The organism is Streptomyces sp. NPDC002676 (assembly GCF_053592455.1).
Genome location: NZ_JBSFVT010000003.1, coordinates 404,795 through 426,051 on the forward strand (window position 1 = coordinate 404,795; position 21,257 = coordinate 426,051).

Here is a 21,257-nt window from a genome sequence, read left to right on the forward strand (position 1 = left end):
TTGGTGAATCCGCCCAGGGCCGGTCATGGACATGAAATTCCTTGACCTTCCCTTGGGTTTCTCGTGGTTCCGGAGAGAACAAGGCGAGGCAAGCATCTACGCGGGTAGCCCCCGTACGGCACTCGCACGGAACCTCCGCAAATCCAGCCCTCCCAGGAGCCTCGTATGCCCGTCAGTCCCATGAACCGCCGGGAGTTCGTGAAGAAGTCGGCCGTCACCGGCGCGGCCGTCGCCGCCGCGGGGACCGTCGCGGCGACCCCCGCCCACGCGGACGACCAGCAGAACGAAAAGGCGCCGCGCACCTATTCGTTCTCCATCCTGGGCACCACCGACCTGCACAGCCATGTCTTCGACTGGGACTACTACAAGGACCAGCCCTACACCGACAAGGCCGGCAACTCCTGTGGCGTGGCCCGGGTCGCCACCCTCATCAAGCAGCAGCGCGAGGCGAAGGGCGAGGAGCGGGTCCTGCTCGTCGACGCCGGCGACATCATCCAGGGCACCTCCCTGGCCTACTACTTCGCCCGCGTCGACCCGATCACGGGCACCGACGGCGAGGACGGCCCCAAGCACCCGATGGCCGTCGCCATGAACCACATGCGCTACGACGCCGCCGCCCTCGGCAACCACGAGTTCAACTACGGCATCGACACCCTGCGCAAGTTCGAGCGCCAGTGCCGCTTCCCGCTCCTCGGTGCCAACGCGCTCGACGCGAAGACGCTGCGCCCCGCCTTCCGGCCGTACACCGTGAAGCGCATCTGCGTGCCGGACGCCCCCGACATCACGGTCGGCATCCTCGGCCTCACCAACCCCGGCATCGCCCTGTGGGACAAGGACAACGTCAGCGGGAAGCTGGTGTTCCCGGGCCTGGTGGAGCAGGCGAAGAAGTACGTCCCGCGCCTGCGCGCCCTCGGCTGTGACGTCGTCTTCCTCACCGACCACTCCGGCATGGACGGCTCCTCGTCCTGGGGCGACTCGCTCCCCTACGTGGAGAACGCCTCCAACCTCGTCGCCGAGCAGGTCCCGGGCATCGACGCGATCCTCGTCGGCCACACCCATGTCGAAGTCCCGTCCTACACCGTCAAGAACGCGCAGACGGGCCAGGACGTGCTCCTCTCCGAGCCGTACTGCTGGGGCTTCCGCCTGAGCGTCTTCGACTTCGAGCTCGAACTCCACCACGGGCAGTGGAAGGTCACCAGCAAGAAGGCCCAGACCCTCAACCCGAAGGACGTGGAAGAGGACGCGGAGATCAAGAAGCTCCTGGAGGCCGACCACGAGCTGGTCGTGAAGTACGTCAACACGGCGGTCGGCACCTGCACGCAGGACCTCTCGGCGGCGGACTCCTGCTGGAAGGACGTGCCGATCATGGACTTCATCCACAAGGTGCAGATGGAGAGCGTGAAGTCGGGCCTCTCGACGGCCGACGCGGCCCTCCCGCTCATCTCGGTCGCGGCCCCCTTCAGCCGCACGGCCGACATCCCGCAGGGCAGCGTCACCATCAAGGACATCGCCGGCCTCTACATCTACGACAACACCCTGTACGGCAAGAAGCTGACGGGCGCCCAGCTCAAGGACTACCTGGAGTACGCGGCGAAGTACTACCACCAGGTCCCGTCCGGCACGAAGGTCGACACCGCGACCCTCACGAACGCCAACAAGTTCTGGGACTACATGTACGACACGGCGGCGGGCGTCGACTACGAGATCGACATCGCCCAGCCGGAGGGTTCGCGGATCAAGAACCTCACGTACAACGGTGCCCCGATCTCCGACAGCCAGGTCTTCGTGGTGGCCGTCAACAACTACCGGGCGAACGGCGGTTCGGGCTACCCGCACATCGCCACGGCCGACATCGCCTACAGCTCCACCAACGAGATCCGCCAGCTGATGATCGACTACGTCACGGCGAAGAAGACGCTGGACCCGGCCGACTTCGCGGACTCCAACTGGAAGCTGACGCAGGACGGTACGCCGGTCTTCTGACCGGTCGGCGGGGGGCGGTCACGCATCGGCCGCCCCTCGCGCCGTCCTGCCGGACATCCAGGCTCAGCTGAACACGATCATCGAGCCCTGGGCCAGCGAGCGGGTAGCTGCCGCGTGCAGGCCGAGCCACACGTGGCGTTCACGGGAGAAGGGGCTGGGGTCGTACGGCGCCGGGACGGCCGGTTCCTCGAGTTCCGTGGGGGCCGTCGGCGGGGCCGGGGCGGCCGGCGGGTTGGCCGGGTCGATGCCGATCGAGGGGGCGACGTACTCCAGCTCGCGCAGGAGCGCCTGGGACGAGCCCAAGGGGCCGCCGCCCGCGAGGAGTTCGTCGTTCGAGAGCGGGTGCGGGAAGTCGACCGGGACGTACGCGCCCGCGTGGTCGTAGTGCCAGACCAGATGGGACTGCTGGGCCGTGGACTCGAACATCTCCAGCAACTGCTCGTAGTCGCCGCCCAGTTCGTCCACCGGCGTCACCGGCAGGCCGCAGACCTGGAGCAGGTAGGCCCGGCGCAGGAAGTGCAGCGCGTCGTAGTCGAAGCCGGCCACGGGCGCGACCTCGCCGGACAGGCCCGGCATGTACTGGTACACGGGCACCGGTGGGAGCCCGGCTGCTGCCAGCGCCTCGTTGTAGTGCGCGAGTTCCTCGGCGAACGGGTTGTCCGGGGTGTGGCACAAGACGTCGACGAGCGGTACCAGCCACAGGTCACAGGCCAAAGGGGGCTCCTCACACACAGAAGGTGGTCAGGGAAGGGTAATCGGTGCGGAGCCGGAGCAACTCCCCTCGTGCGGGCCGTATCGGTCGGCTACTTTCCGGTCAGGCGTTCCAGCAGCGCCAGGGAGTGGGCGTTGGCGGCGGCGACGACCGCACGGGCCTCCTCCGCGTCGCGGCGGGCCAGCGCGTCGACCAGCTCGGTGTGCCCGGACCACAGGTGTCCGCGCAGGTCGGGCAGGCGGAGCAGGTGCTGGACCGCGCAGACCCAGGACTGGACGCGCAGCCGGTGCAGGAAGTCGCCGAGGTAGGGGTTGCCGAACAGGGCGCTCAGCTCGCGCCAGAAGCGCAGGTCGTAGCCGATGAGGACGGTGAGGTCGCCGGCCGCGGCGGCCCGCGCGGCCTCCTCCCCGCGGCGGCGCACGGTGGCCAGGGAAGCGGCCGTGCGCGGGTCCTCGGGCGGGGTGCGGAAGGCCGGGTGGCCGGCGGTGAGCGCCTGGAACATGCCGTCGGTGACCAGGCTGCGGGCCTCGATCATGTTTCGGTAGTCGGAGAGCGAGTACTCCGGGATGCTGAAGCCGCGGTGCTGGTCGGCCTCCAGGATGCCCTGCGCGGACAGGTCGACCAGCGCCTCACGGACAGGGGTGGCGGAGACGCCGTACTGCTCGGCGATCTCCTTCACGGTGAACGCCCGGCCCGGTCGCAGCCGCCCCGCCAGCACCTCGTCGCGGAGCGCGTCCGCGATCTGCTGGCGCAGGGTGCTGCGCGTCACGGCGCCGTTGCCGGGCATGGTCGGAGTCTCTCCTCGCGCGTAGATGGCGTACTCGCGTATCTCTTTCGAGATCTCTTACGAGCACGCCACCTTACGCGTTCGAGCCTCCGGCGGCAGCGGTGGTTCCGTTACGCCGTGTACTCGTCGGCCACGGTGAGCGCGGCGTCCAGCGCGGCCAGGCCCTCCTTCAGCTCGGCCTCGGTCACGTTGCACGGAGGCACGACGTGCGTGCGGTTCATGTTCACGAAGGGCCACAGGCCGTGCTGCTTGGCGGTGGCGGTGAAGCGGGCCATGGGGGTGTTCGCCTCGCCGGCCGCGTTGTACGGCACCAGCGGCTCGCGGGTCTCCTTGTTCTTCACCAGGTCCAGCGCCCAGAACATGCCGGTGCCGCGGACCTCGCCGACGCTCGGGTGCCGCTCGGCCAGCTCGGCGAGGGCGGGGGCGAGGACGGTCCCGCCGAGGCGCTTGGCGTTCTCGACGACGCCCTCCTGCGCCATCACGTTGATCGTGGCGACGGCGGCGGCGCAGGCCAGCGGGTGGCCGGAGTAGGTGAGGCCGCCGGGGTACGGCCGCTTGCCGAAGGTCTCGGCGATCTTCTGGGAGATCGCGACACCGCCGAGCGGAACGTAACCGCTGTTCACGCCCTTGGCGAAGGTCATCAGGTCCGGGACGACCCCGAAGAGGTCGGCGGCGAACCACTCACCCGTGCGGCCGAACCCGGCCATGACCTCGTCCAGGACGAACACGATCCCGTACTTGTCGCAGAGCTCCCGGACCCCGGCCAGGTAGCCCGGCGGCGGGACCATGATCCCGGCCGTGCCGGGGACGGTCTCCAGGATGATCGCGGCGATGGTGCCCGGCCCCTCGAAGGCGATCGTCGTCTCCAGGTGCTCCAGGGCCCGCGCGGTCTCCTGCTCCTCGGTCTCGGCGTAGAAGCGGGAGCGGTAGAGGAAGGGCGCCCAGAAGTGGACGACACCGGCGGTGCCGCTGTCGGAGGGCCAGCGGCGCGGGTCGCCGGTGATGTTCACGGCCTGCTGGGTGCCGCCGTGGTACGAGCGGTAGGCCGAGAGCACCTTCGGGCGGCCCGTGTGCAGCCGGGCCATGCGCACCGCGTGCTCGACGGCGTCGGCGCCGCCGTTGGTGAAGAAGATCTTGTCCAGGTCGCCGGGGGTCCGCTCGGCGATCAGCCGGGCCGCCTCCGAGCGCGCCTCGACGGCGAACGCGGGCGCGAAGGTCGTCATCTTCGCCGCCTGCTCCTGGATCGCGGCGACGACCTTGGGGTGCTGGTAGCCGATGTTCGTGAAGACGAGCCCGCTGGTGAAGTCCAGGTACCGGTTGCCGTCGTAGTCCCAGAAGTACGACCCCTCGGCGCCGGCGACGGCGAGCGGGTCGATGAGGTCCTGGGCGGACCAGGAGTGGAAGACGTGCGCACGGTCCGCGGCCTTCACTGCGGCGCCGGCTTCGGGATTGGGCTGAGGGGTCATGCGGGCGAGCGTAAATGTCCGCGATGCGGAATGGATATCGGCGTCCTGTCTGTGGACAGAGACTTTCTGCGACAGGTTGTCGTACGGCTCGGATGGCCGAGACCTGAATCGGGGCATTTCCGTACTCTTGGATCAGGCCCTCGGGTGAGGGCGGTATCGGAGGGTGCTGCATGCCGTTCCGCATCGTCAGCCCGGAGATGTCGCAGTACATGAGCACGGGGCGGTGCCCGCACTGCCGGCAGCCGATCCTTAGCCTCGCGCTCCTGGGGCTCGGCGGGACGACGAGGCTCCCGGCTGCGGGCAGCGGTCTGACCGTCTTCGAGCGGCTGCGGCTCGCCCCGTCGAGCGCGCCGGTGACCTTCACCCACCCCAACACGCTCACCTGCCACTTCTGCAGCAAGAGCTGGAATGTGCGCGTACAAGCGAAGTTGAAAGTGGAGCTGCCCGCGGCGCCGAGGGCTCTCACCCCGGACAAGTTCCGCTTCGCCGGTGTCACGGAGGGTCGCCCCGTCGAGGTCGTCAGCCGCTCCGAGCGGAAGGTGCTGCGCAACGACAGCACGGCCACCGTGACCGACACGGAGGAGTTCTCGTGGTCCGTGGACCGCACGGTCACCGTCGAGGACCGGAAGGCCACGATCCAGGGCACGGACGGGAGGCTGACCTTCGCCGGGCTCGCCGCCCTCGGCAGGACGCTCACCACCGAGGTCAGCAGCATGTACGCGGTGACGACGCGCACCAAGCTCTCCCGCACGAAGTCCGTGGCGGCCGAGGTGCCACCGCGCTCGTCGATCGAGATCAAGCTGACCTGGAAGGTCATCCGGCAGCCCGGTGTCGGGGTGTTCTCCGGTACCGGGGGACGGCGCATCGAGATGCCGTACGAGGTGGACGTGGATCTACAGGTCGAGTGGGTCACGCGGGACCTCTGACCGCTGTTACCGAACCGTAGAGACACGCCCACCCGACGCCCCGTACGGCCGCACTATTCTCGGTGCGTTGTACAGGCGTGGGGGAGGGCGGGGCTGCGATGGAGAAGCTGCGAACGGGGGACCCGCAGCGGATCGGGGGGTACCGGCTGCTGGCGCGGCTGGGTGCGGGCGGTATGGGGCAGGTGTACGTCGCCCGGTCGGACCGGGGTCGTACCGTCGCCGTGAAACTGGTCCGCGAGGAGCTGGCCCAGCAGGAGGAGTTCCGGGCGCGGTTCCGGCAGGAGGTGGAGGCCGCGCGGCGGGTCGGGGGGCACTGGACCGCGCCCGTGCTGGATGCGGACACCGAGGCGGCCGTGCCGTGGGTGGCGACCGGGTACGTGGCCGGGCCGAGCCTGCAACAGGTCGTGGGCCATGACCACGGGGCGCTGCCCGAGCGGTCGGTACGGATCCTCGCGGCCGGGCTCGCGCACGCGCTCCAGGACATCCATGCGGCCGGGATCGTCCACCGGGACCTCAAGCCGTCCAACGTGCTCGTGACCATCGACGGGCCGCGCGTCATCGACTTCGGGATCGCGCGGGCGATGGAGACGCTGGCCGGGGACGGGCTCACGCGTACCGGGTCGCTGGTCGGGTCGCCGGGGTTCATGGCGCCGGAACAGGTGCGGGGGGACCGGATCACGCCCGCGTGCGACGTCTTCTGCCTGGGGTCCGTGCTGGCCTACGCGGCCACCGGTGCGATGCCCTTCGGGGATGCCGACAGCGGGGCGCACGCGCTGATGTTCCGGATCGCACAGGAGGAGCCGGACCTGTCGGGGGTGCCCGAGGGGATCGCCGACCTGGTGCGGGGATGCCTGCGGAAGGATCCGGCGGCGCGGCCGGGCCTGGCGACGATCCTGGAGCGGACCGGGGCGGAGGACACGGTGGCCGAGGGCCGCTCCCGGGATCCCTGGCTGCCGGGGGCGCTGGTCGCGCAGCTGGGCCGGCATGCGGTGCAACTGCTGGACGCGGAGGATCCGGAGTCCGGACCCCGGCCTTCGGCCGGGTCCGGTCTCCCGCCCGCACCACCTGTGCAGCTTCCGTCGCCGGGCGTGGATGCGGGCGCGGGTGTGGGTGGCCCCGGCGGGCCTGGCGCCGGTGGGCCCGGTGTCGGCTCCGGCGAGCATGCCGCTGTGGGGGACGGGGTTTCCGGGCCTCCTGTTGCTGATCATGTGCCGACCGTGGTTTCCGGGCCCGCGCAGCCGCCCGGACCCCCTTCGATGCCGCCGCCGCCCGCGTACGGTGCGCCCGGCGGGGCGTACGGGTATCCGCAGCAGTCGTTCGGGGCGCCGGCGTACGGGTATCCACAGCAGCACCCGCAGCACCCGCAGCACCCGCAGCAGTTGTACGGAATGCCGTCCTACGGGCCGTCCCCCGTCGAAGCTCCGCAGGAACCCGCGCGGCGGAGTGGGCGGTCCACCGTGCTGCTCGTCGTCGTCGCGCTGATCGTCGCGCTCGGCGCCGGGGGCTCGGTTTACGCGCTGATGAACAAGGGCGGCGGCGATGACAAGGGGGGTGGTGCCGCCGGCCCCGCGCCCACCGCCGTCACCACGGGCGCGCCACCGCCCTCGGCGACCACGTCCGGCGCGCCCAGCCCGTCCGCCTCGGCGCCGTCCCCCTCCGCCTCCGCGGACGGGGTGATCCCGGAGGGGTACCTGGGCACGTGGCGCACTTCCATCGACACCTCCAGCGGCTCCAGCAGCCGCGAACTCACCATCCGCCAGGGCAAGGTGGGCGACACCGTGCTGGACCTCGTCGCCGACGGGCCCACCGACACCGGCGGCACCTATCACTGTGTCTTCGAGGCCACGCTCACCGAAGAACCCGGCACCGACGGGCCGTTGGAGCTGGGGCCGTCCACGGTCACCAGTGGCGAGCCGGTCTCGTCCTGCAACCCGGGCGAGGCCACCGAGGTCACGCTGCTGCCGGACGGGCGGCTCAAGCGCGCGAAGAGGAGCGGCGGGGAGAGCCTGACCTACAGCAAGGAATAGGCCGGATGAGGCGTGAACTTGCCCGGCCTGCGGGGTAGTTGAACGCGGTCAGCGGACGACGTCGAAGACCTGCTTCTGCAGGCCGTTGGCGTAGGCCTCGTGCTCGACCAGCTTCAGCTTCTGGGCGTCCTTGTCGGTGGCGCTGAACAGACGCTTGCCGGCGCCGAGCAGGAGCGGGAAGACGAGCAGGTGGTAGCGGTCGATCAGGCCGGCGTCCGAGAGGGCCTGGTTCAGGCAGGCGCTGCCGTGGACGATGATCGGGCCGCCCTCGGTCTCCTTGAGCGCGGCGACCTCGTCGAGGGAGCGCAGGATCGTGGTCTCGCCCCAGTTGGACACCAGGTCGTCCTCGGTGAGGGTGGTGGAGACGACGTACTTCGGCATCACCTTGTAGTCGGCGAACTCCGGCATGTCCGGCCACACCGGGCTGAACGCCTCGTAGCTGACCCTGCCCATCAGTATCGCGGTGGCTTCCTTCTGCTCCCGGCCCTTGATCTCGAACGCCTCGGGGAGGAACTCGACGTCCTTGAAGGTCCACCCGGAGTTGCGGTAACCGGGCTCGCCGCCCGGGGCCTCCACGACGCCGTCGAGCGAGATGAAGGCGGTGCTGATCAGAGTGCGCATCGGGGGCTCCTCGGGGTTCCGTGCCTGGTCTCGGTGTCTTGTGCCTAGCTTGCGGGATCTTTGACCGGGGGCGCCGGAAAAACTCATCGGCCGTTGCCCGCCGGAATCCTCAGCGCGGCTCCGGAGGGCGCTGGCGGGGCATGTTCGGGCGGGTGCCGTTCGGCGGGGGGAGGGGGAATCTGCCGACCGCGCTCGCGGACTCGGCCCGGGCGCCGGAGGCCACCGCCGTCTGGATGCCGAGGGGGGTCGGGCCGGTGCGGAACTCCACCATCCAGTCGGCCGTCTCCGTGCGGACCAGGTCCGTGACGTCCTCCGAGAAGCGGCGCAGTACGGCCAGACAGCGCTCGGTGGCCTCGCTGGCCGTGCCCTCCGTCGGGCCCAGCACCTCCCGGACGCTCTCCGACGCCCAGTCGAACTGGAGCGCCTGGAGCCGCCGGTGCACGGCCTGCGCGGTGGCCACGTCCCTTATCCAGCCCGAGGTGACGCCGAAGAAGCGGTCCGCGCCGATGCAGGAGACCGCGAGCAGCAGAGCCAGATAGCCCCAGGGGGCCACGCCGCCCAGCATCCCGGTCAGGTCCAGGAGGGGGAGGGCGGCGCCGGTCACCGCGCCCGTGGCGGCCCCGACGCGCAGCGCCCGTGCCCCGCGCCGTTTCCACACCCGGTCCGCCAGATACCAGGCCGCCGTGTCCAGCGCCCCGCGCTCCACCCAGCGGTACAGCTCGTCCAGCCGTTCCGCCGGCTCCCCCCAGTCCCCGAGCGGGAACTCCCGCCCGGTCAGATCGCCCGGCCGCAGTCCGGCCGCACCCTCGCCCCGCCCGTCCTGAGGCGGACCCTCGGGCTGCATCTCCGGCTGACCCACCCGGCACTCCTTATGAACGGTTACATTGCGTGACATTGCACGCTGTCACACGGTCCCCTTCCTACCGCCCAATGGGTAACGAAGAGGTGGCTTTCCCACCTTTTCCGCCCAGAAGAGCGTCGTGATCAGGTATAGGGCGCGCCTTGTTCTCACTCGAAAGAGTGGCGGGGCGATGGCCGCGTGGACCACGTAGGCTCGTGCACAACGGAGGAAACGACGAATCCAGGAGCTGATCGTGATTCCCGGTGGTGGCCAGCCCAACATGCAGCAGTTGCTCCAGCAGGCCCAGAAGATGCAGCAGGACCTCCAGCGGGCGCAGGAGGAACTGGCGAACACGGAGGTCGACGGGCAGGCGGGCGGCGGGCTGGTGAAGGCGACCGTGACCGGCGCGGGTGAGCTGCGCGCGCTGAAGATCGACCCGAAGGCGGTCGACCCCGAGGACACGGAGACCCTCGCCGACCTGATCGTGGCGGCCGTACAGGCGGCCAACGAGAACGCGCAGGCCCTCCAGCAGCAGAAGCTCGGCCCGCTGGCGCAGGGCCTGGGCGGCGGCAGCGGCATCCCCGGTCTGCCGTTCTGATCCGCTGACCGTTCTGATCCGCTGACCGTTCTGGTGTTCGCCACGCGGGCGACACCCGTACCGCCTTCCTAGGACAGGCGGCAGCCAACTACCGTACGTACCGAAAGGTCTCCAGGAGGGCAGTCCGTTGTACGAAGGCGTGGTCCAGGACCTCATCGACGAGCTGGGGCGGCTGCCCGGCGTCGGTCCCAAGAGCGCGCAGCGGATCGCCTTCCACATCCTGCAGGCCGAGCCGACGGACGTGAAGCGGCTCGCGCAGGCGCTGCTGGAGGTCAAGGCGAAGGTCCGCTTCTGCGCGACCTGCGGCAATGTCGCACAGGAGGAGCTGTGCAACATCTGCCGTGACGCCCGGCGCGACCCCTCGGTCATCTGTGTCGTGGAGGAGCCGAAGGACGTCGTCGCCATCGAGCGCACCCGGGAGTTCCGCGGGCGCTACCACGTCCTCGGCGGCGCGATCAGCCCGATCGAGGGCGTGGGCCCCGACGATCTGCGGATACGAGAACTTCTCGCGAGGCTGGCCGACGGAACGGTCACGGAGCTGATCCTGGCCACGGACCCGAATCTGGAAGGCGAGGCGACGGCGACGTACCTCGCCCGCATGATCAAGCCCATGGGCCTGAAGGTCACCCGCCTGGCCAGCGGCCTCCCGGTGGGTGGCGACCTGGAATACGCGGACGAGGTCACCCTCGGCCGCGCCTTCGAGGGGAGACGACTCCTAGATGTCTGACGCCACGCTGCACGCCACCGCGCAGAACCCGGACGACTTCGCGGTCCAGATCGCGGACCAGATCGAGAGCTTCCTGGTGGCGGTCACCGAGGTCGCGAGGGGCGACGAGCCCGACTCGGCGGTGCCCTTCCTCCTCCTGGAGGTCTCCCAGCTGCTGCTGGCCGGCGGCCGTCTCGGCGCGCACGAGGACATCGTTCCCGACGAGCGCTACGAGCCCGACCTCGGCCCGGAGCAGGACGTGGACCAGCTCCGCGAGAACCTCGCCCGCCTCCTGGACCCCGTGGACGTCTACTCCGAGGTCTTCGACCCCTACGAGCCCCGCAAGGCGCCCGTCCCGGCCCGGATCTCCGACGACCTCGCCGATGTCGTCACCGACCTGCGCCACGGCATGGCCCACTACCGCGCGGGCCGCACCGTCGAGGCCCTGTGGTGGTGGCAGTTCTCCTACTTCTCCAACTGGGGCGGCACCGCCTCCGCCGCCCTGCGCGCCCTCCAGTCCCTGGTCGCCCACGTCCGCCTGAACCAGCCCCTGGAGGAACTGGACGGCCTCGACACCGACCAGTCCGACATGGGTGACGAGACCCTGGAGTTCGAGGCGGGCCGCGTCATGGCCGAGGAGATCGGCGGCCCGCTGGGTCTGCGCCCGGCCAAGTAGCCGGCGGGCGGCTTCGGGGGCGCTCAGTCGTGCCCGTACAGCAGCCACAGCACGAGCGCCAGCGGGAACATCACCAGGTACAGCACGGCCTTGGTGTACAGGAACGTCAGCACGGCACCGCTGATCGCGAGCCACAGGCGCCGGCTCTGCCGCAGCGTGCGTCTCCAGGAGGCGGCCACCACGCCCAGCGGTATCACCACGTACAGGCCCCAGCCCGGGGGGAGCGGGGTGGTCCGCTGGCCCCACAGCGCCAGCAGGAGGGCGAGCGGGGTGAAGAGGGCCGGGACGGTCCACCACGGGGCCGTCCGGCTCTCCCGTGGCGTCTGGCTCGTCGGTGTCGCGTTCATGCCCCGAGTCCATCGCGCCGGGCGGGGCGGACGGCAGCGTGCGGGTACTCAGGTTCCGCATGGCGTGATACTCAGGTCCGGCACTGTGACCCGGGGCACTTTCCGCGTGTTCCGGCTTCGGCCGGGCATGAGGCCGTACGGACGTCGTGCGGACGACATGGATGTCCGCGCGGCGCGCGTCCGACGTCTCACCATGCGGGAGCAGGGAAGCGGAATTCGGACGCTCGATAGACTTAGCCGACACAAACGAACCGAGCGAGGAGCGCACGTGGGCCTTGTCGTGCAGAAGTACGGAGGCTCCTCCGTAGCCGATGCCGAAGGCATCAAGCGCGTCGCCAAGCGGATCGTGGAAGCCAAGAGGAACGGCAACCAGGTGGTTGTCGTCGTTTCCGCGATGGGCGACACGACGGACGAGCTGATCGATCTCGCCGAGCAGGTATCGCCGATGCCTGCCGGGCGTGAGTTCGACATGCTGCTGACCGCCGGAGAGCGTATCTCCATGGCCCTGCTGGCCATGGCGATCAAAAACCTGGGCCACGAGGCCCAGTCGTTCACCGGCAGCCAGGCAGGCGTCATCACCGACTCGGTCCACAACAAGGCCCGGATCATCGACGTCACGCCGGGCCGGATCCGGGAGTCGCTGGACAAGGGCAACATCGCCATCGTCGCCGGGTTCCAGGGCGTCAGCGCCGACAAGAAGGACATCACCACGCTCGGTCGTGGCGGTTCCGACACGACGGCCGTGGCGCTTGCCGCCGCGCTCGACGCCGAGGTCTGCGAGATCTACACCGACGTCGACGGCGTGTTCACCGCCGACCCGCGCGTGGTGAAGAAGGCGAAGAAGATCGACTGGATCTCCTTCGAGGACATGCTGGAGCTCGCGGCCTCCGGCTCCAAGGTGCTGCTCCACCGCTGTGTGGAGTACGCCCGCCGCTACAACATCCCGATCCACGTCCGGTCCAGCTTCAGCGGGCTGCAGGGCACGTGGGTCAGCAGTGAGCCGATTGGGGACCAGAAGGTGGAGCAGGCCATCATCTCCGGTGTCGCGCACGACACCTCCGAGGCCAAGATCACGGTCGTCGGCGTTCCGGACAAGCCGGGTGAGGCCGCCGCGATCTTCCGGACCATCGCCGATGCCGAGATCAACATCGACATGGTCGTGCAGAACGTCTCCGCCGCCTCCACGGGGCTGACGGACATCTCCTTCACGCTGCCCAAGACCGAGGGCCGCAAGGCCATCGACGCGCTGGAGAAGAACCGGCCGGGCATCGGCTTCGACTCGCTGCGCTACGACGACCAGATCGGCAAGATCTCCCTCGTCGGCGCCGGCATGAAGACCAACCCGGGCGTCACCGCCTCCTTCTTCGAGGCGCTGTCCGACGCGGGCGTGAACATCGAGCTGATCTCCACCTCCGAGATCCGCATCTCGGTCGTCACCCGCGCCGACGACGTGCCGGAGGCCGTGCGCGCCGTGCACACCGCCTTCGGGCTCGACTCCGACACCGACGAGGCGGTCGTCTACGGAGGCACGGGCCGCTGATGGCGGCGACCGGGAGGCCGACACTCGCGGTCGTGGGAGCGACCGGGGCCGTCGGCGCGGTCATGCTCCAGATCCTGTCCCAGCACGCGGACATCTGGGGCGAGATCCGTCTGATCGCCTCCCCGCGCTCGGCCGGCCGCAAGCTGGCCGTGCGCGGGGAGGAGGTCGAAGTGGTCGCCCTCACCGAAGAGGCCTTCGACGGGGTCGACATCGCGATGTTCGACGTGCCCGACGAGGTCTCCGCCCAGTGGGCGCCCATCGCCGCCGCGCACGGCGCGGTCGTCGTGGACAACTCGGGCGCCTTCCGGATGGACCCTGAGGTGCCCCTCGTGGTGCCCGAGGTCAATCCGCACGCGGCCCGGTACCGGCCTCGCGGCATCATCGCCAACCCCAACTGCACGACCCTGTCGATGATCGTCGCCCTGGGCGCGCTGCACGCCGAGTTCGGGCTGCGCGAGCTGGTCGTGTCGTCGTACCAGGCGGTGAGCGGGGCCGGGCGGGCCGGTGTGGACGCGCTGCGGGCCCAGCTGGCCCTGGTCGCCGACACCGAACTGGGCACCAAGCCCGGTGACGTACGGCGGGCCGTCGGGGACGACACCGGGCCGTTCCCGGAGCCGGTCGCGCTGAACGTCGTCCCCTGGGCCGGATCCCTGAGGGCCGACGGCTGGTCGTCGGAGGAGATGAAGGTGCGGGACGAGTCCCGCAAGATCCTCGGACTGCCGGCGCTGCCGGTCGCCGTCACCTGCGTCCGGGTGCCGGTGGTCACCGGCCACTCCCTCACCGTCCACGCCCGCTTCCAGGGCGAGGTCACGGTGGACGGCGCCCGCGAGATCCTCGCCACCGCCCCCGGCGTCGTCCTCTACGACGACCCGGACGCCGGTGAGTTCCCCACCCCCGCCGACGTCGTCGGCACCGACCCCACCTGGGTCGGCCGGGTCCGGCGCGCCCTGGACGACCCGACCGCGCTCGAACTCTTCGTGTGCGGCGACAACCTGCGCAAGGGGGCCGCGCTCAACACCGCGCAGATCGCCGAGCTGGTGGCGTCCGAAGCGAACGGCCGCGCCTGACAGCGGCGGTTGCCTCGCTGAACGGTGCCTCGCAGATATTTGCGACTGACAGCTTTATAGGATCCGGGTAAGAATTTCCTCCCCGCCCCGTGCAACCACGCGCGAGGCGGGGCGCGTCTTTGCGGTCACCCCTGCGGGGGCGGTGGGGACGTAGAGGAATCCGGCGTGGGGACGCCGGGCTCCGGGCGTGGGGACGCCCGTTCACATGGGACATATGAGAAGAGCGGGGCGCATGACGGCACTTGAGGCACGGCCGGTTGTCGTACATGTGACGCCCGGCACGTACAACCCTCTCGGGGGGAAACGTGTCCAACTGGCGTGGCAGAGGTACTCGAACTCTCAGCGGCCCGCGGCACGGCCGCCCTCCGGCCGCCCCGGGCGGCGCTCCGGCCGCCCCGCATGGCCGGCGGCATGCCGGTGATCGCGCCCATGCCCGCAGCGCGGCCCGCCCGCATACCCAGCCAGCGTGACGACTCCGAGGACGCCGCCGCGGTCGCACAGCCCGCGGCCGCCGGCACCACCGTCGACCACCTCACCGAGACCTACCGTGCGCACTACCGCTCACTGCTGGGTCTCGCGGCGCTCCTGCTCGACGACACCGCCTCCTGCGAGGACGTCGTCCAGGAGGCCTTCATCCGGGTCCACTCCGCGCGCAAGCGCGTCCGCGACCCCGAGAAGACCCTCGCCTACCTGAGACAGACGGTCGTCAACCTCTCCCGCTCCACCCTGCGCCGCCGCATCCTCGGCCTGAAGCTGCTCGCCAAGCCGATGCCCGACATGGCGAGCGCCGAGGAGGGCGCCTACGACCAGCTGGAGCGCCGCGACCTCATCAAGGCCATGAAGGGGCTCCAGCGCCGTCAGCGCGAGGTCCTCGTGCTGCGCTACTTCGCGGACATGACCGAGGCCCAGGTCGCCGAGACCCTCGGGATATCCCTGGGCTCGGTCAAGGCCTACGGCTCGCGGGGCATCGCCGCCCTGCGCGTGGCCATGGAGGCGCCCGCATGAGCGACGACGCCGAAGGGGGCGATTCACATGCCGGTTCGGCTTCCGGGGGAGGCGACTCCCATGAACGCCATTCGCACGAGCGCCATGAGCCCTACGCCTGGCACGAGCCGACGAAGCGGCACGAGCAAGAGCACACGCAATCGCACGCTGGGAACGGAACTGTGAACCACAGCCCCGACGAAAAGGGCCCCGAGGAGCGGGACCCGGCCCTCGCCGGGCTCGCCCCGGAGGAGCAGGCCCTGCGCCGGATGCTGCACTCCGTGGTCGACGACCTCGAACCGCGCACCGGCACGCTGAACCATCTGCGCCGTGCCGTCCCCGCCCGGCGGGCCCGCAAGCGGCAGGCCGTCGTCGGCATGGCCGCCGCCGCGCTGTTCATCGGCACCGCGATCCCCGCGCTCGTGCACGTCACCGACTCCGGCAGCCCCGACCTCAACACCGGCATGGCCGGCCAGTCCTCCGAGGCCCACAACGGAAAGGGCCGGGCCAAGACCCACGGCGGCGGTTCCGGCACCCGGCACGACGACTCCGGCGGCCGGGCCGAGCAGCCCGGCAGGAAGCCCGGCAGCAGCGGCGACGGCCACGGCCAGAACGCCGGCACCGAGACCGGCTCCACCGACGGCGCCGACCCGTCCGCCACCCTGGTGTCGGCGGCTCCGGTGTGCACGGCGGACCAACTGGGCACCCCGACCGGCAGCGCCCAGGCCCCCGACTCCGCGGGCGCCGTCTACGGCAGCTTCCGCGTCACCAACGTCTCCCGCTCCGCCTGCACGGTCGGCGGCGCCGGCACGGTGGGCGTGACGCCGCAGGGCGCCGCCGACCCGGCCAAGGTCAGCGCCGTGCGGCATGCGGCCGGGGACGCGGCGGCCGGCCTGCCCGACCCCTCCCAGGAGGTCTCCGGACTGGTGCTGCAGCCCGGCTCGGCCTACGAGGAGAAGTTCGTCTTCGTGCCCTCGGAGAACTGTCCCGTAACCGGCGGCACCACCGGCTCGGCCACCGGCGGCCCCTCGCCCGACCCGTCCGCCACCCAGGACCCCGGCACCACCACCGGCACGGACACGGGCGGTTCGGGGGGCACCACCACCCAGCTCGTCACCGGGGACGGCGAGGCCGACGGCAGCGTCGTGGTCACCCACACCAGCCAGACCGGTTCGACGGCGACGGCGACGGTGTCCGACGCGTGCGCCGGGACCGTGTACTACACCGGGGTGCTGGCGGCGTCGTAGGTCCTCGCCCGTGGCCGTCGCAGACCCCCACCCTTGGTCTCAGACGGCGGCCTGCTCCGGGGTCTCCTGACCCGGAATCTCCGGCTCCGGCACCAGTCCCAGTGCCGCGTCCCGGACGAACTCCACCTCGCGGCGCAGCAGCCGGAACCACATGAAGACGACGAAGCCTGCGAAGACGAACCACTCACCGGTGTAACCGAGGTTCTGGAAGGCCTTCAGGTCGAGCCCGGTGTCGTTCGGCGCGGTCGCCGGTACGGCCTTCATCCCCGCGTCGGCCTTGTCCAGGGTGACCCAGGCGTCGTACAGCCGGTACGGCACCAGGTTCACCAGCGAAGCCGAGCTGATCGCCGCCGTCTGCCCGGCGGGCAGCCCGCCGCGGGAGCTGACCCCGTTGTCCCCGGGGGTCTCGGACGCCTGGAGCGCGCCGGTGACGGTGACCTCGCCGGCCGGCGCGGCGGGCGCCTTCGCCGGGTCGGCCGTGCCGGGCAGCCAGCCGCGTACGACGGGCAGGGCCTTGCCGGAGTCGGTGCACAGGAGGGTGAGGACGTAGAAGCCGCGCTTGCCGTCCAGCTGCCGGTCGGGCACCAGGAGCTGCTTGCCGTACCGGCCGCTCGCGGTGGCCCGCCGGCCCGACGTGCTCTTGTCGACGGGCAGCAGCCCGGCCAGCGGCCGGGCGGCCTCGTGCCTGCCGGAGTCGACCCGCTCGGTCGCGGTGCGGTGGTCCTGCATCCGCGACTCGAACCGGCTCAGCTGCCACGACCCCATGAAGATGCAGAACGGGATGGCGAGCAGCACGAAGACGTTGATGCCCCACCAGCGGGGTGTCAGCAGAAACCGGTACACGCCTCCCACGGTACGGCGCCGGTGCGGGGCGGCCGGGCCCGGGGTTCGCCGAGTTACGCGAAGTTGTCCACAGCCTGCGCATGAACGACACCGATTGTCGGTGCGGCCAGGCAGTATGGGCGCATGACTGGGGCCATGAGCGAGAGCAGCAAGCCGGACGTGCGTGACGCGGCGGACGAGCCTGACGCGGGGGGCGCGCCCGCCGCGCCCGAGATGCCGGAGTGGGAGCGGCGCTTCCGGGCGCCCCGGGTGTCCCTGCCCGACTGGGCGCTGGACGCGCCGCACCGCTCCCTGTTCGTGTCGAACGCGACGGGCACGTACGAGCTGTACGCCTGGGACCGTACGACGGGCGAGCAGCGCCAGGCCACGCGCCGCCCGAACGGCACGACGGACGGCGTGCTCTCCCCGGACGGCGCCTGGATCTGGTGGTTCGACGACAAGGACGGCGACGAGTTCGGCGTCTGGCGCCGCCAGCCCTTCGGCGGGGGCGCGGACGAGGCGGCCGTCCCCGGCCTGGACCCCTCCTACCCCTCCGGCCTGGCCCTGGCCCGCGACGGCCGCACGGCGGTGGTGGGCCGCTCCACGGACGAGGAGGGCACGACGATCCACCTGGCCCGCGAGGGCGAGGCGCCGGCCGAGATCTACCGGCACCGCGAGTCGGCCGGCGTCGGCGACCTCTCGTACGACGGCTCCCTGATCGCCATCGAGCACACCGAGCACGGCGACGCCATGCACGCGGCGCTGCGCGTGCTGCGCCCGGACGGCACGACGGTCGCCGAGCTGGACGACACCAAGGGCGGCACCGAGGAGCTGGGCCTGGAGGTGATGGGCTTCGCCCCGGTCGCCGGCGACACCCGCCTGCTCATCGGCCACCAGCGCCGGGGCCGCTGGGAACCGATGGTGTGGGACGTGGCCACGGGCGAGGAGACGGCCCTGGCCCTGGACCTCCCGGGCGACGTCGGCGCCGAGTGGTACCCGGACGGCTCGGCCCTGCTCGTCGACCACGGCTTCGAGGCCCGCGGCGAACTGTTCCGCTACGACCTGGCGACCCACGAGCTGACCCGCATCCCCACCCCGCCCGGCACGGTCTCCGGGGCGACGGCCCGGCCCGACGGCAGCGTGGAGTACCTGTGGTCGTCGGCCGCGCACCCGCCCGTGGTCCGCTCCACGGCGGGCGGGATCGTCCTGGACCCGCCCGGCATGAAGTGCCCGCCCTCGGTGGCCGTGGAGGACGCGTGGGTGGAGGGTCCCGGCGGCCGTATCCACGCCCTGATCCAGAAGCCGGCGGGTGCCACGGGCCCCCTGCCCACGGTCTTCGACCTGCACGGCGGCCCGACCTGGCACGACAGCGACTCCTTCGCCGCGGGCCCGGCGGCCTGGGTCGACCACGGCTACGCGGTGGTCCGCGTCAACTACCGCGGCTCCACGGGTTATGGCCGCGCCTGGACGGACGCGCTCAAGCACCGGGTCGGCCTGATCGAGCTGGAGGACGTCGCCGCCGTCCGCGAGTGGGCGGTCGCCTCGGGCCTCGCCGACCCGGCCCGGCTGGTCCTCACCGGCGGCTCCTGGGGCGGCTACCTCACCCTCCTCGGCGTCGGCACCCAGCCCGAGGCGTGGGCGGTGGGCGTCGCGGTGGTGCCGGTCGCGGACTACGTCACGGCCTACCACGACGAGATGGAGTCCCTGAAGGCCATGGACCGCACCCTCCTGGGCGGCACCCCGGAAGAGGTCCCGGAACGCTTCGAGGCGTCCTCCCCGCTGACCTACGTGGACGAGGTCAAGGCCCCCGTCTACATCTCGGCGGGCGTCAACGACCCCCGCTGCCCGATCCGCCAGATCGACAACTACGTCAAGAGACTGGAGTCCCGGGGCGCGGTCCACCAGGTGTACCGCTACGACGCCGGGCACGGGTCGCTGGTCGTGGACGAGCGCATCAAGCAGGTCCGCCTCGAGATCGAGTTCGCGGAGCGGCACTTGGGCCGGGCGTAAGAGGGCTCTTCGGGCGGGAGCCCCCTTCGGGGGCTCAGCCCAGTTCGGCCAGGCCCCTTCGGGTGGCGGCCACCACCACACGGTCCTCCTTCTGGAGCACGCGGTCGGGCGGGACATCGGTGTGGCCCTCCAGGGCCAGGACCCGCCAGGCCCCGGCCCGGAAGGCCTGGGCCACGGTCCGGCCCTCCAGCTCCGGGTGGCCGGCCACGTCCACCGCGGCGAACAGCAGGACGCGCCGTTCCACGGGGATCGCGCCGAGGATCTGCCGGCCGAGCATCGCGCCCGCGAACGCCGGTGCGGCGAGGTGCGTGACGCTGCGGCTCCGGGTGCGGGCGTGCGGGTGGGCGGCGCGCAGGGTGCGGTAGACGGCGGTGGCGAAGTCGTCGTCGTACAGGCGCAGGACCACCCGGAGGTCCGGGCGGACGGACCGCGCGTACAGCACCGCCTCCAGGTTGGTCGTGTCCGCGCTGGTCACCGCCAGCAGGACGTGCGCCCGGTGGATCTTCGCGGCCTCCAGGACGCCCTCCTGGGTCACATCACCGAGCACCACGGGCACGCGCAGCCGCCGCGCGGTCGCCAGCCCCCTGGCCTCCGGGTCGGACTCCACGCACACCACCGGGATCTGCAGCTCCCGCAGCCGGGTCAGCACCCGGGTGCCGATCTTCCCGAGGCCGAGCAGCACCACGTGCCCGCCCAGGCCGCGCGGTGGCTTGCGCAGCGCGGACGTGGTGCGGAACGTGCCCAGCGCCTCCAGTACGGCGGCCAGCAGCACCGGAAGGAGCAGCAACCCGACGAGCCCGGACAGCAGTTGCAGGATCTGCCGGCCGAGGGACTCGCCTATGGCGGGGTCGTCGATCGCGAACATGTCCAGCAGCGTGAGGTAGAAGGCCCGCAGCGGATGGATGCCCGTCACCACCCACAGCGCGACGGCCAGCGCCAGCACACAGCCCACGATCCCCGCGAGCGACCACCGTAGCCGTCGTGAGAACAGCGAGCCGAGCGCCACCACGCCCCCTGCTCCGCGCCCCGCCAGGGGTGACCCCGGCTCGGCCGCGGACGACACCTGCTCCAGCACCACGGCCGCCCGCCCGGCGGCCCGCCGTACCTCGTCGTCGTCCGGGAGCAGCCGGGGCCCGTGCTCCCCGCTGCCCTCGGACCCGTCGGCCCCGGCGGGATCGGTGCTGGTCGCGGAGAGCAGGGCCAGCGTGCACAGCCCGGGATCGGCGATCTGTCCGACCCCTGCGGGCAGCCGTTCCACGGCCCGCAGCAGCAGCCCGTCGGTCTGGATGACCTTGCTGGTGCCGGCGACCGCGGAGGCGGCCAGCGCGGGGGCGGCGGTGTCGGCGTCGGACAGCACGGTCGTGGAGACGTCCACGGCCCCGTCCAGGCCGTCCCCGATCGCCAACGCGGCTGCCTGATCGAGGAGTTCCTCGATGTGCTGGCCCAACCGCCGGTTGTAGAGGCGCAGTACGAGCCGGAGTCTCGGGTTGAGGCGGCGGGCGGTCAGCGCGGCGCGGATGTTGGTCTCGTCGTCGTCGTACACGAGGGCGAGCGCGGCGGCCCGCTCCACACCGGCCTCGGCGAGCATGGCCTCGGTGACCTCGACGGCCTCCAACACGCGCTCAGTGTCGGCTCGGTGGGTGTTGCCGCCGTTGCCGGGCGGGTGCACTGCCCCGCCGTTCCCGCTGCTGCCGCCGTTCCCGCCGGTCCGGCCGACGGCGGCGCTGACCATCCGGTCGAGCAGCGCGGTCGCGCCGCGCGCCCGGCCGACCACCGGGGGCCGGGCCGTGCGCTCGTTGGGCGGTACGACGAGGATGACCTGTTCGCCGTAGACGCCGCGCAGTTCGGCGGCCAGCCGGTGCGCGAGCCCGTCGTCACCGCAGACGATCATGTGCGC

Annotated in this window: 19 protein-coding genes; 11 read left to right on the forward strand and 8 right to left on the reverse strand. The window is 71.4% G+C overall.

What is annotated here, in order from left to right; translation table 11 throughout:
- The first annotated feature begins 165 nt into the window (after positions 1 to 165).
- On the forward strand, positions 166 to 1,983 hold the full coding sequence (locus ACWD3E_RS12170; RefSeq protein WP_451387446.1) for a bifunctional metallophosphatase/5'-nucleotidase: 1,818 nt from the start codon (positions 166 to 168) through the stop codon (positions 1,981 to 1,983).
- Positions 1,984 to 2,046: 63 nt separating this feature from the next.
- Here ACWD3E_RS12170 and ACWD3E_RS12175 read toward each other — a convergent pair whose 3' ends face one another.
- The 3 genes from ACWD3E_RS12175 to ACWD3E_RS12185 all read right to left on the reverse strand — a co-directional run bounded on the left by ACWD3E_RS12175 (position 2,047) and on the right by ACWD3E_RS12185 (position 4,948).
- Entirely contained in the window at positions 2,047 to 2,697 is a 651-nt protein-coding gene (locus tag ACWD3E_RS12175; protein WP_451387447.1) for a hypothetical protein, read from the reverse strand.
- An 89-nt stretch (positions 2,698 to 2,786) separates the two neighbouring features.
- Positions 2,787 to 3,482 carry a GntR family transcriptional regulator gene (locus tag ACWD3E_RS12180; RefSeq protein WP_451387448.1) on the reverse strand — a complete coding sequence of 232 codons (696 nt, stop codon included), beginning with the start codon at positions 3,480 to 3,482 and terminating at the stop codon, positions 2,787 to 2,789.
- A gap of 110 nt (positions 3,483 to 3,592) precedes the next feature.
- On the reverse strand, positions 3,593 to 4,948 hold the full coding sequence (locus ACWD3E_RS12185; protein WP_451387449.1) for an aminotransferase class III-fold pyridoxal phosphate-dependent enzyme: 1,356 nt from the start codon (positions 4,946 to 4,948) through the stop codon (positions 3,593 to 3,595).
- Between the two features lie 170 nt (positions 4,949 to 5,118).
- Between ACWD3E_RS12185 and ACWD3E_RS12190 the strand changes: the two genes are divergently transcribed.
- Together ACWD3E_RS12190 and ACWD3E_RS12195 are read left to right on the forward strand one after the other, a co-directional pair.
- The gene (locus tag ACWD3E_RS12190; RefSeq protein ID WP_451387450.1) at positions 5,119 to 5,874 is read left to right on the forward strand and encodes a hypothetical protein; all 756 of its coding nucleotides are present in this window, start codon (positions 5,119 to 5,121) and stop codon (positions 5,872 to 5,874) included.
- A 98-nt stretch (positions 5,875 to 5,972) separates the two neighbouring features.
- The gene (locus ACWD3E_RS12195) at positions 5,973 to 7,901 is read left to right on the forward strand and encodes a serine/threonine-protein kinase (RefSeq protein ID WP_451387451.1); all 1,929 of its coding nucleotides are present in this window, start codon (positions 5,973 to 5,975) and stop codon (positions 7,899 to 7,901) included.
- Between the two features lie 48 nt (positions 7,902 to 7,949).
- On the opposite strand, the gene ACWD3E_RS12200 is transcribed toward ACWD3E_RS12195, so the two are convergent.
- Both ACWD3E_RS12200 and ACWD3E_RS12205 read right to left on the reverse strand, forming a co-directional pair.
- On the reverse strand, positions 7,950 to 8,522 hold the full coding sequence (locus ACWD3E_RS12200) for a dihydrofolate reductase family protein (RefSeq protein WP_451387452.1): 573 nt from the start codon (positions 8,520 to 8,522) through the stop codon (positions 7,950 to 7,952).
- 109 nt (positions 8,523 to 8,631) lie between these two features.
- On the reverse strand, positions 8,632 to 9,381 hold the full coding sequence (locus ACWD3E_RS12205) for an SLATT domain-containing protein (RefSeq protein ID WP_451387453.1): 750 nt from the start codon (positions 9,379 to 9,381) through the stop codon (positions 8,632 to 8,634).
- A gap of 235 nt (positions 9,382 to 9,616) precedes the next feature.
- On the opposite strand from ACWD3E_RS12205, the gene ACWD3E_RS12210 reads away from it, so the two are divergent.
- From ACWD3E_RS12210 to ACWD3E_RS12220, 3 genes are all read left to right on the forward strand, one after another.
- Positions 9,617 to 9,961: a YbaB/EbfC family nucleoid-associated protein gene (locus ACWD3E_RS12210; RefSeq protein ID WP_014673986.1), complete on the forward strand. Its 345-nt coding sequence runs from the start codon at positions 9,617 to 9,619 to the stop codon at positions 9,959 to 9,961.
- Between the two features lie 127 nt (positions 9,962 to 10,088).
- The gene (gene recR, locus ACWD3E_RS12215) at positions 10,089 to 10,688 is read left to right on the forward strand and encodes a recombination mediator RecR (RefSeq protein WP_073887722.1); all 600 of its coding nucleotides are present in this window, start codon (positions 10,089 to 10,091) and stop codon (positions 10,686 to 10,688) included.
- Positions 10,681 to 11,343: a DUF5063 domain-containing protein gene (locus tag ACWD3E_RS12220; RefSeq protein WP_451387454.1), complete on the forward strand. Its 663-nt coding sequence runs from the start codon at positions 10,681 to 10,683 to the stop codon at positions 11,341 to 11,343. Before recR ends, ACWD3E_RS12220 begins: the two co-directional genes overlap by 8 nt.
- Before the next feature lie 23 nt (positions 11,344 to 11,366).
- Here ACWD3E_RS12220 and ACWD3E_RS12225 read toward each other — a convergent pair whose 3' ends face one another.
- Complete coding sequence (locus tag ACWD3E_RS12225) at positions 11,367 to 11,690, reverse strand: hypothetical protein (RefSeq protein ID WP_451387455.1); 324 nt, start codon at positions 11,688 to 11,690, stop codon at positions 11,367 to 11,369.
- Positions 11,691 to 11,958: 268 nt separating this feature from the next.
- On the opposite strand from ACWD3E_RS12225, the gene ACWD3E_RS12230 reads away from it, so the two are divergent.
- From ACWD3E_RS12230 to ACWD3E_RS12245, 4 genes are all read left to right on the forward strand, one after another.
- The gene (locus ACWD3E_RS12230) at positions 11,959 to 13,230 is read left to right on the forward strand and encodes an aspartate kinase (RefSeq protein WP_451355786.1); all 1,272 of its coding nucleotides are present in this window, start codon (positions 11,959 to 11,961) and stop codon (positions 13,228 to 13,230) included.
- On the forward strand, positions 13,230 to 14,297 hold the full coding sequence (locus ACWD3E_RS12235; protein WP_451387456.1) for an aspartate-semialdehyde dehydrogenase: 1,068 nt from the start codon (positions 13,230 to 13,232) through the stop codon (positions 14,295 to 14,297). Before ACWD3E_RS12230 ends, ACWD3E_RS12235 begins: the two co-directional genes overlap by 1 nt.
- Before the next feature lie 318 nt (positions 14,298 to 14,615).
- The gene (locus ACWD3E_RS12240) at positions 14,616 to 15,302 is read left to right on the forward strand and encodes a SigE family RNA polymerase sigma factor (RefSeq protein ID WP_451387457.1); all 687 of its coding nucleotides are present in this window, start codon (positions 14,616 to 14,618) and stop codon (positions 15,300 to 15,302) included.
- Positions 15,303 to 15,463: 161 nt separating this feature from the next.
- A complete protein-coding gene (locus ACWD3E_RS12245) occupies positions 15,464 to 16,528 on the forward strand; it encodes a hypothetical protein (RefSeq protein ID WP_451387458.1) in 1,065 nt (354 codons plus the stop codon).
- Positions 16,529 to 16,567: 39 nt separating this feature from the next.
- Here ACWD3E_RS12245 and ACWD3E_RS12250 read toward each other — a convergent pair whose 3' ends face one another.
- Positions 16,568 to 17,371, reverse strand: coding sequence for an SURF1 family protein (locus ACWD3E_RS12250; protein WP_451387459.1), 804 nt, complete (start codon positions 17,369 to 17,371; stop codon positions 16,568 to 16,570).
- A 213-nt stretch (positions 17,372 to 17,584) separates the two neighbouring features.
- Between ACWD3E_RS12250 and ACWD3E_RS12255 the strand changes: the two genes are divergently transcribed.
- Complete coding sequence (locus ACWD3E_RS12255; RefSeq protein ID WP_451387663.1) at positions 17,585 to 19,360, forward strand: prolyl oligopeptidase family serine peptidase; 1,776 nt, start codon at positions 17,585 to 17,587, stop codon at positions 19,358 to 19,360.
- 34 nt (positions 19,361 to 19,394) lie between these two features.
- On the opposite strand, the gene ACWD3E_RS12260 is transcribed toward ACWD3E_RS12255, so the two are convergent.
- Positions 19,395 to 21,251 carry an NAD-binding protein gene (locus ACWD3E_RS12260; protein ID WP_451387460.1) on the reverse strand — a complete coding sequence of 619 codons (1,857 nt, stop codon included), beginning with the start codon at positions 21,249 to 21,251 and terminating at the stop codon, positions 19,395 to 19,397.
- Positions 21,252 to 21,257 lie beyond the last annotated feature (6 nt).

Coding starts and splice junctions, on each gene's coding strand:
- ACWD3E_RS12170 (WP_451387446.1), top strand. CDS start 166: ATGCCCGTCAGTCCCATGAACCGCCGGGAGTTCGTGAAGAAGTCGGCC.
- ACWD3E_RS12180 (WP_451387448.1), bottom strand. CDS start 3,482: ATGCCCGGCAACGGCGCCGTGACGCGCAGCACCCTGCGCCAGCAGATC.
- ACWD3E_RS12185 (WP_451387449.1), bottom strand. CDS start 4,948: ATGACCCCTCAGCCCAATCCCGAAGCCGGCGCCGCAGTGAAGGCCGCG.
- ACWD3E_RS12190 (WP_451387450.1), top strand. CDS start 5,119: ATGCCGTTCCGCATCGTCAGCCCGGAGATGTCGCAGTACATGAGCACG.
- ACWD3E_RS12195 (WP_451387451.1), top strand. CDS start 5,973: ATGGAGAAGCTGCGAACGGGGGACCCGCAGCGGATCGGGGGGTACCGG.
- ACWD3E_RS12200 (WP_451387452.1), bottom strand. CDS start 8,522: ATGCGCACTCTGATCAGCACCGCCTTCATCTCGCTCGACGGCGTCGTG.
- ACWD3E_RS12220 (WP_451387454.1), top strand. CDS start 10,681: ATGTCTGACGCCACGCTGCACGCCACCGCGCAGAACCCGGACGACTTC.
- ACWD3E_RS12225 (WP_451387455.1), bottom strand. CDS start 11,690: ATGAACGCGACACCGACGAGCCAGACGCCACGGGAGAGCCGGACGGCC.
- ACWD3E_RS12235 (WP_451387456.1), top strand. CDS start 13,230: ATGGCGGCGACCGGGAGGCCGACACTCGCGGTCGTGGGAGCGACCGGG.
- ACWD3E_RS12255 (WP_451387663.1), top strand. CDS start 17,585: ATGCCGGAGTGGGAGCGGCGCTTCCGGGCGCCCCGGGTGTCCCTGCCC.
- ACWD3E_RS12260 (WP_451387460.1), bottom strand. CDS start 21,251: ATGATCGTCTGCGGTGACGACGGGCTCGCGCACCGGCTGGCCGCCGAA.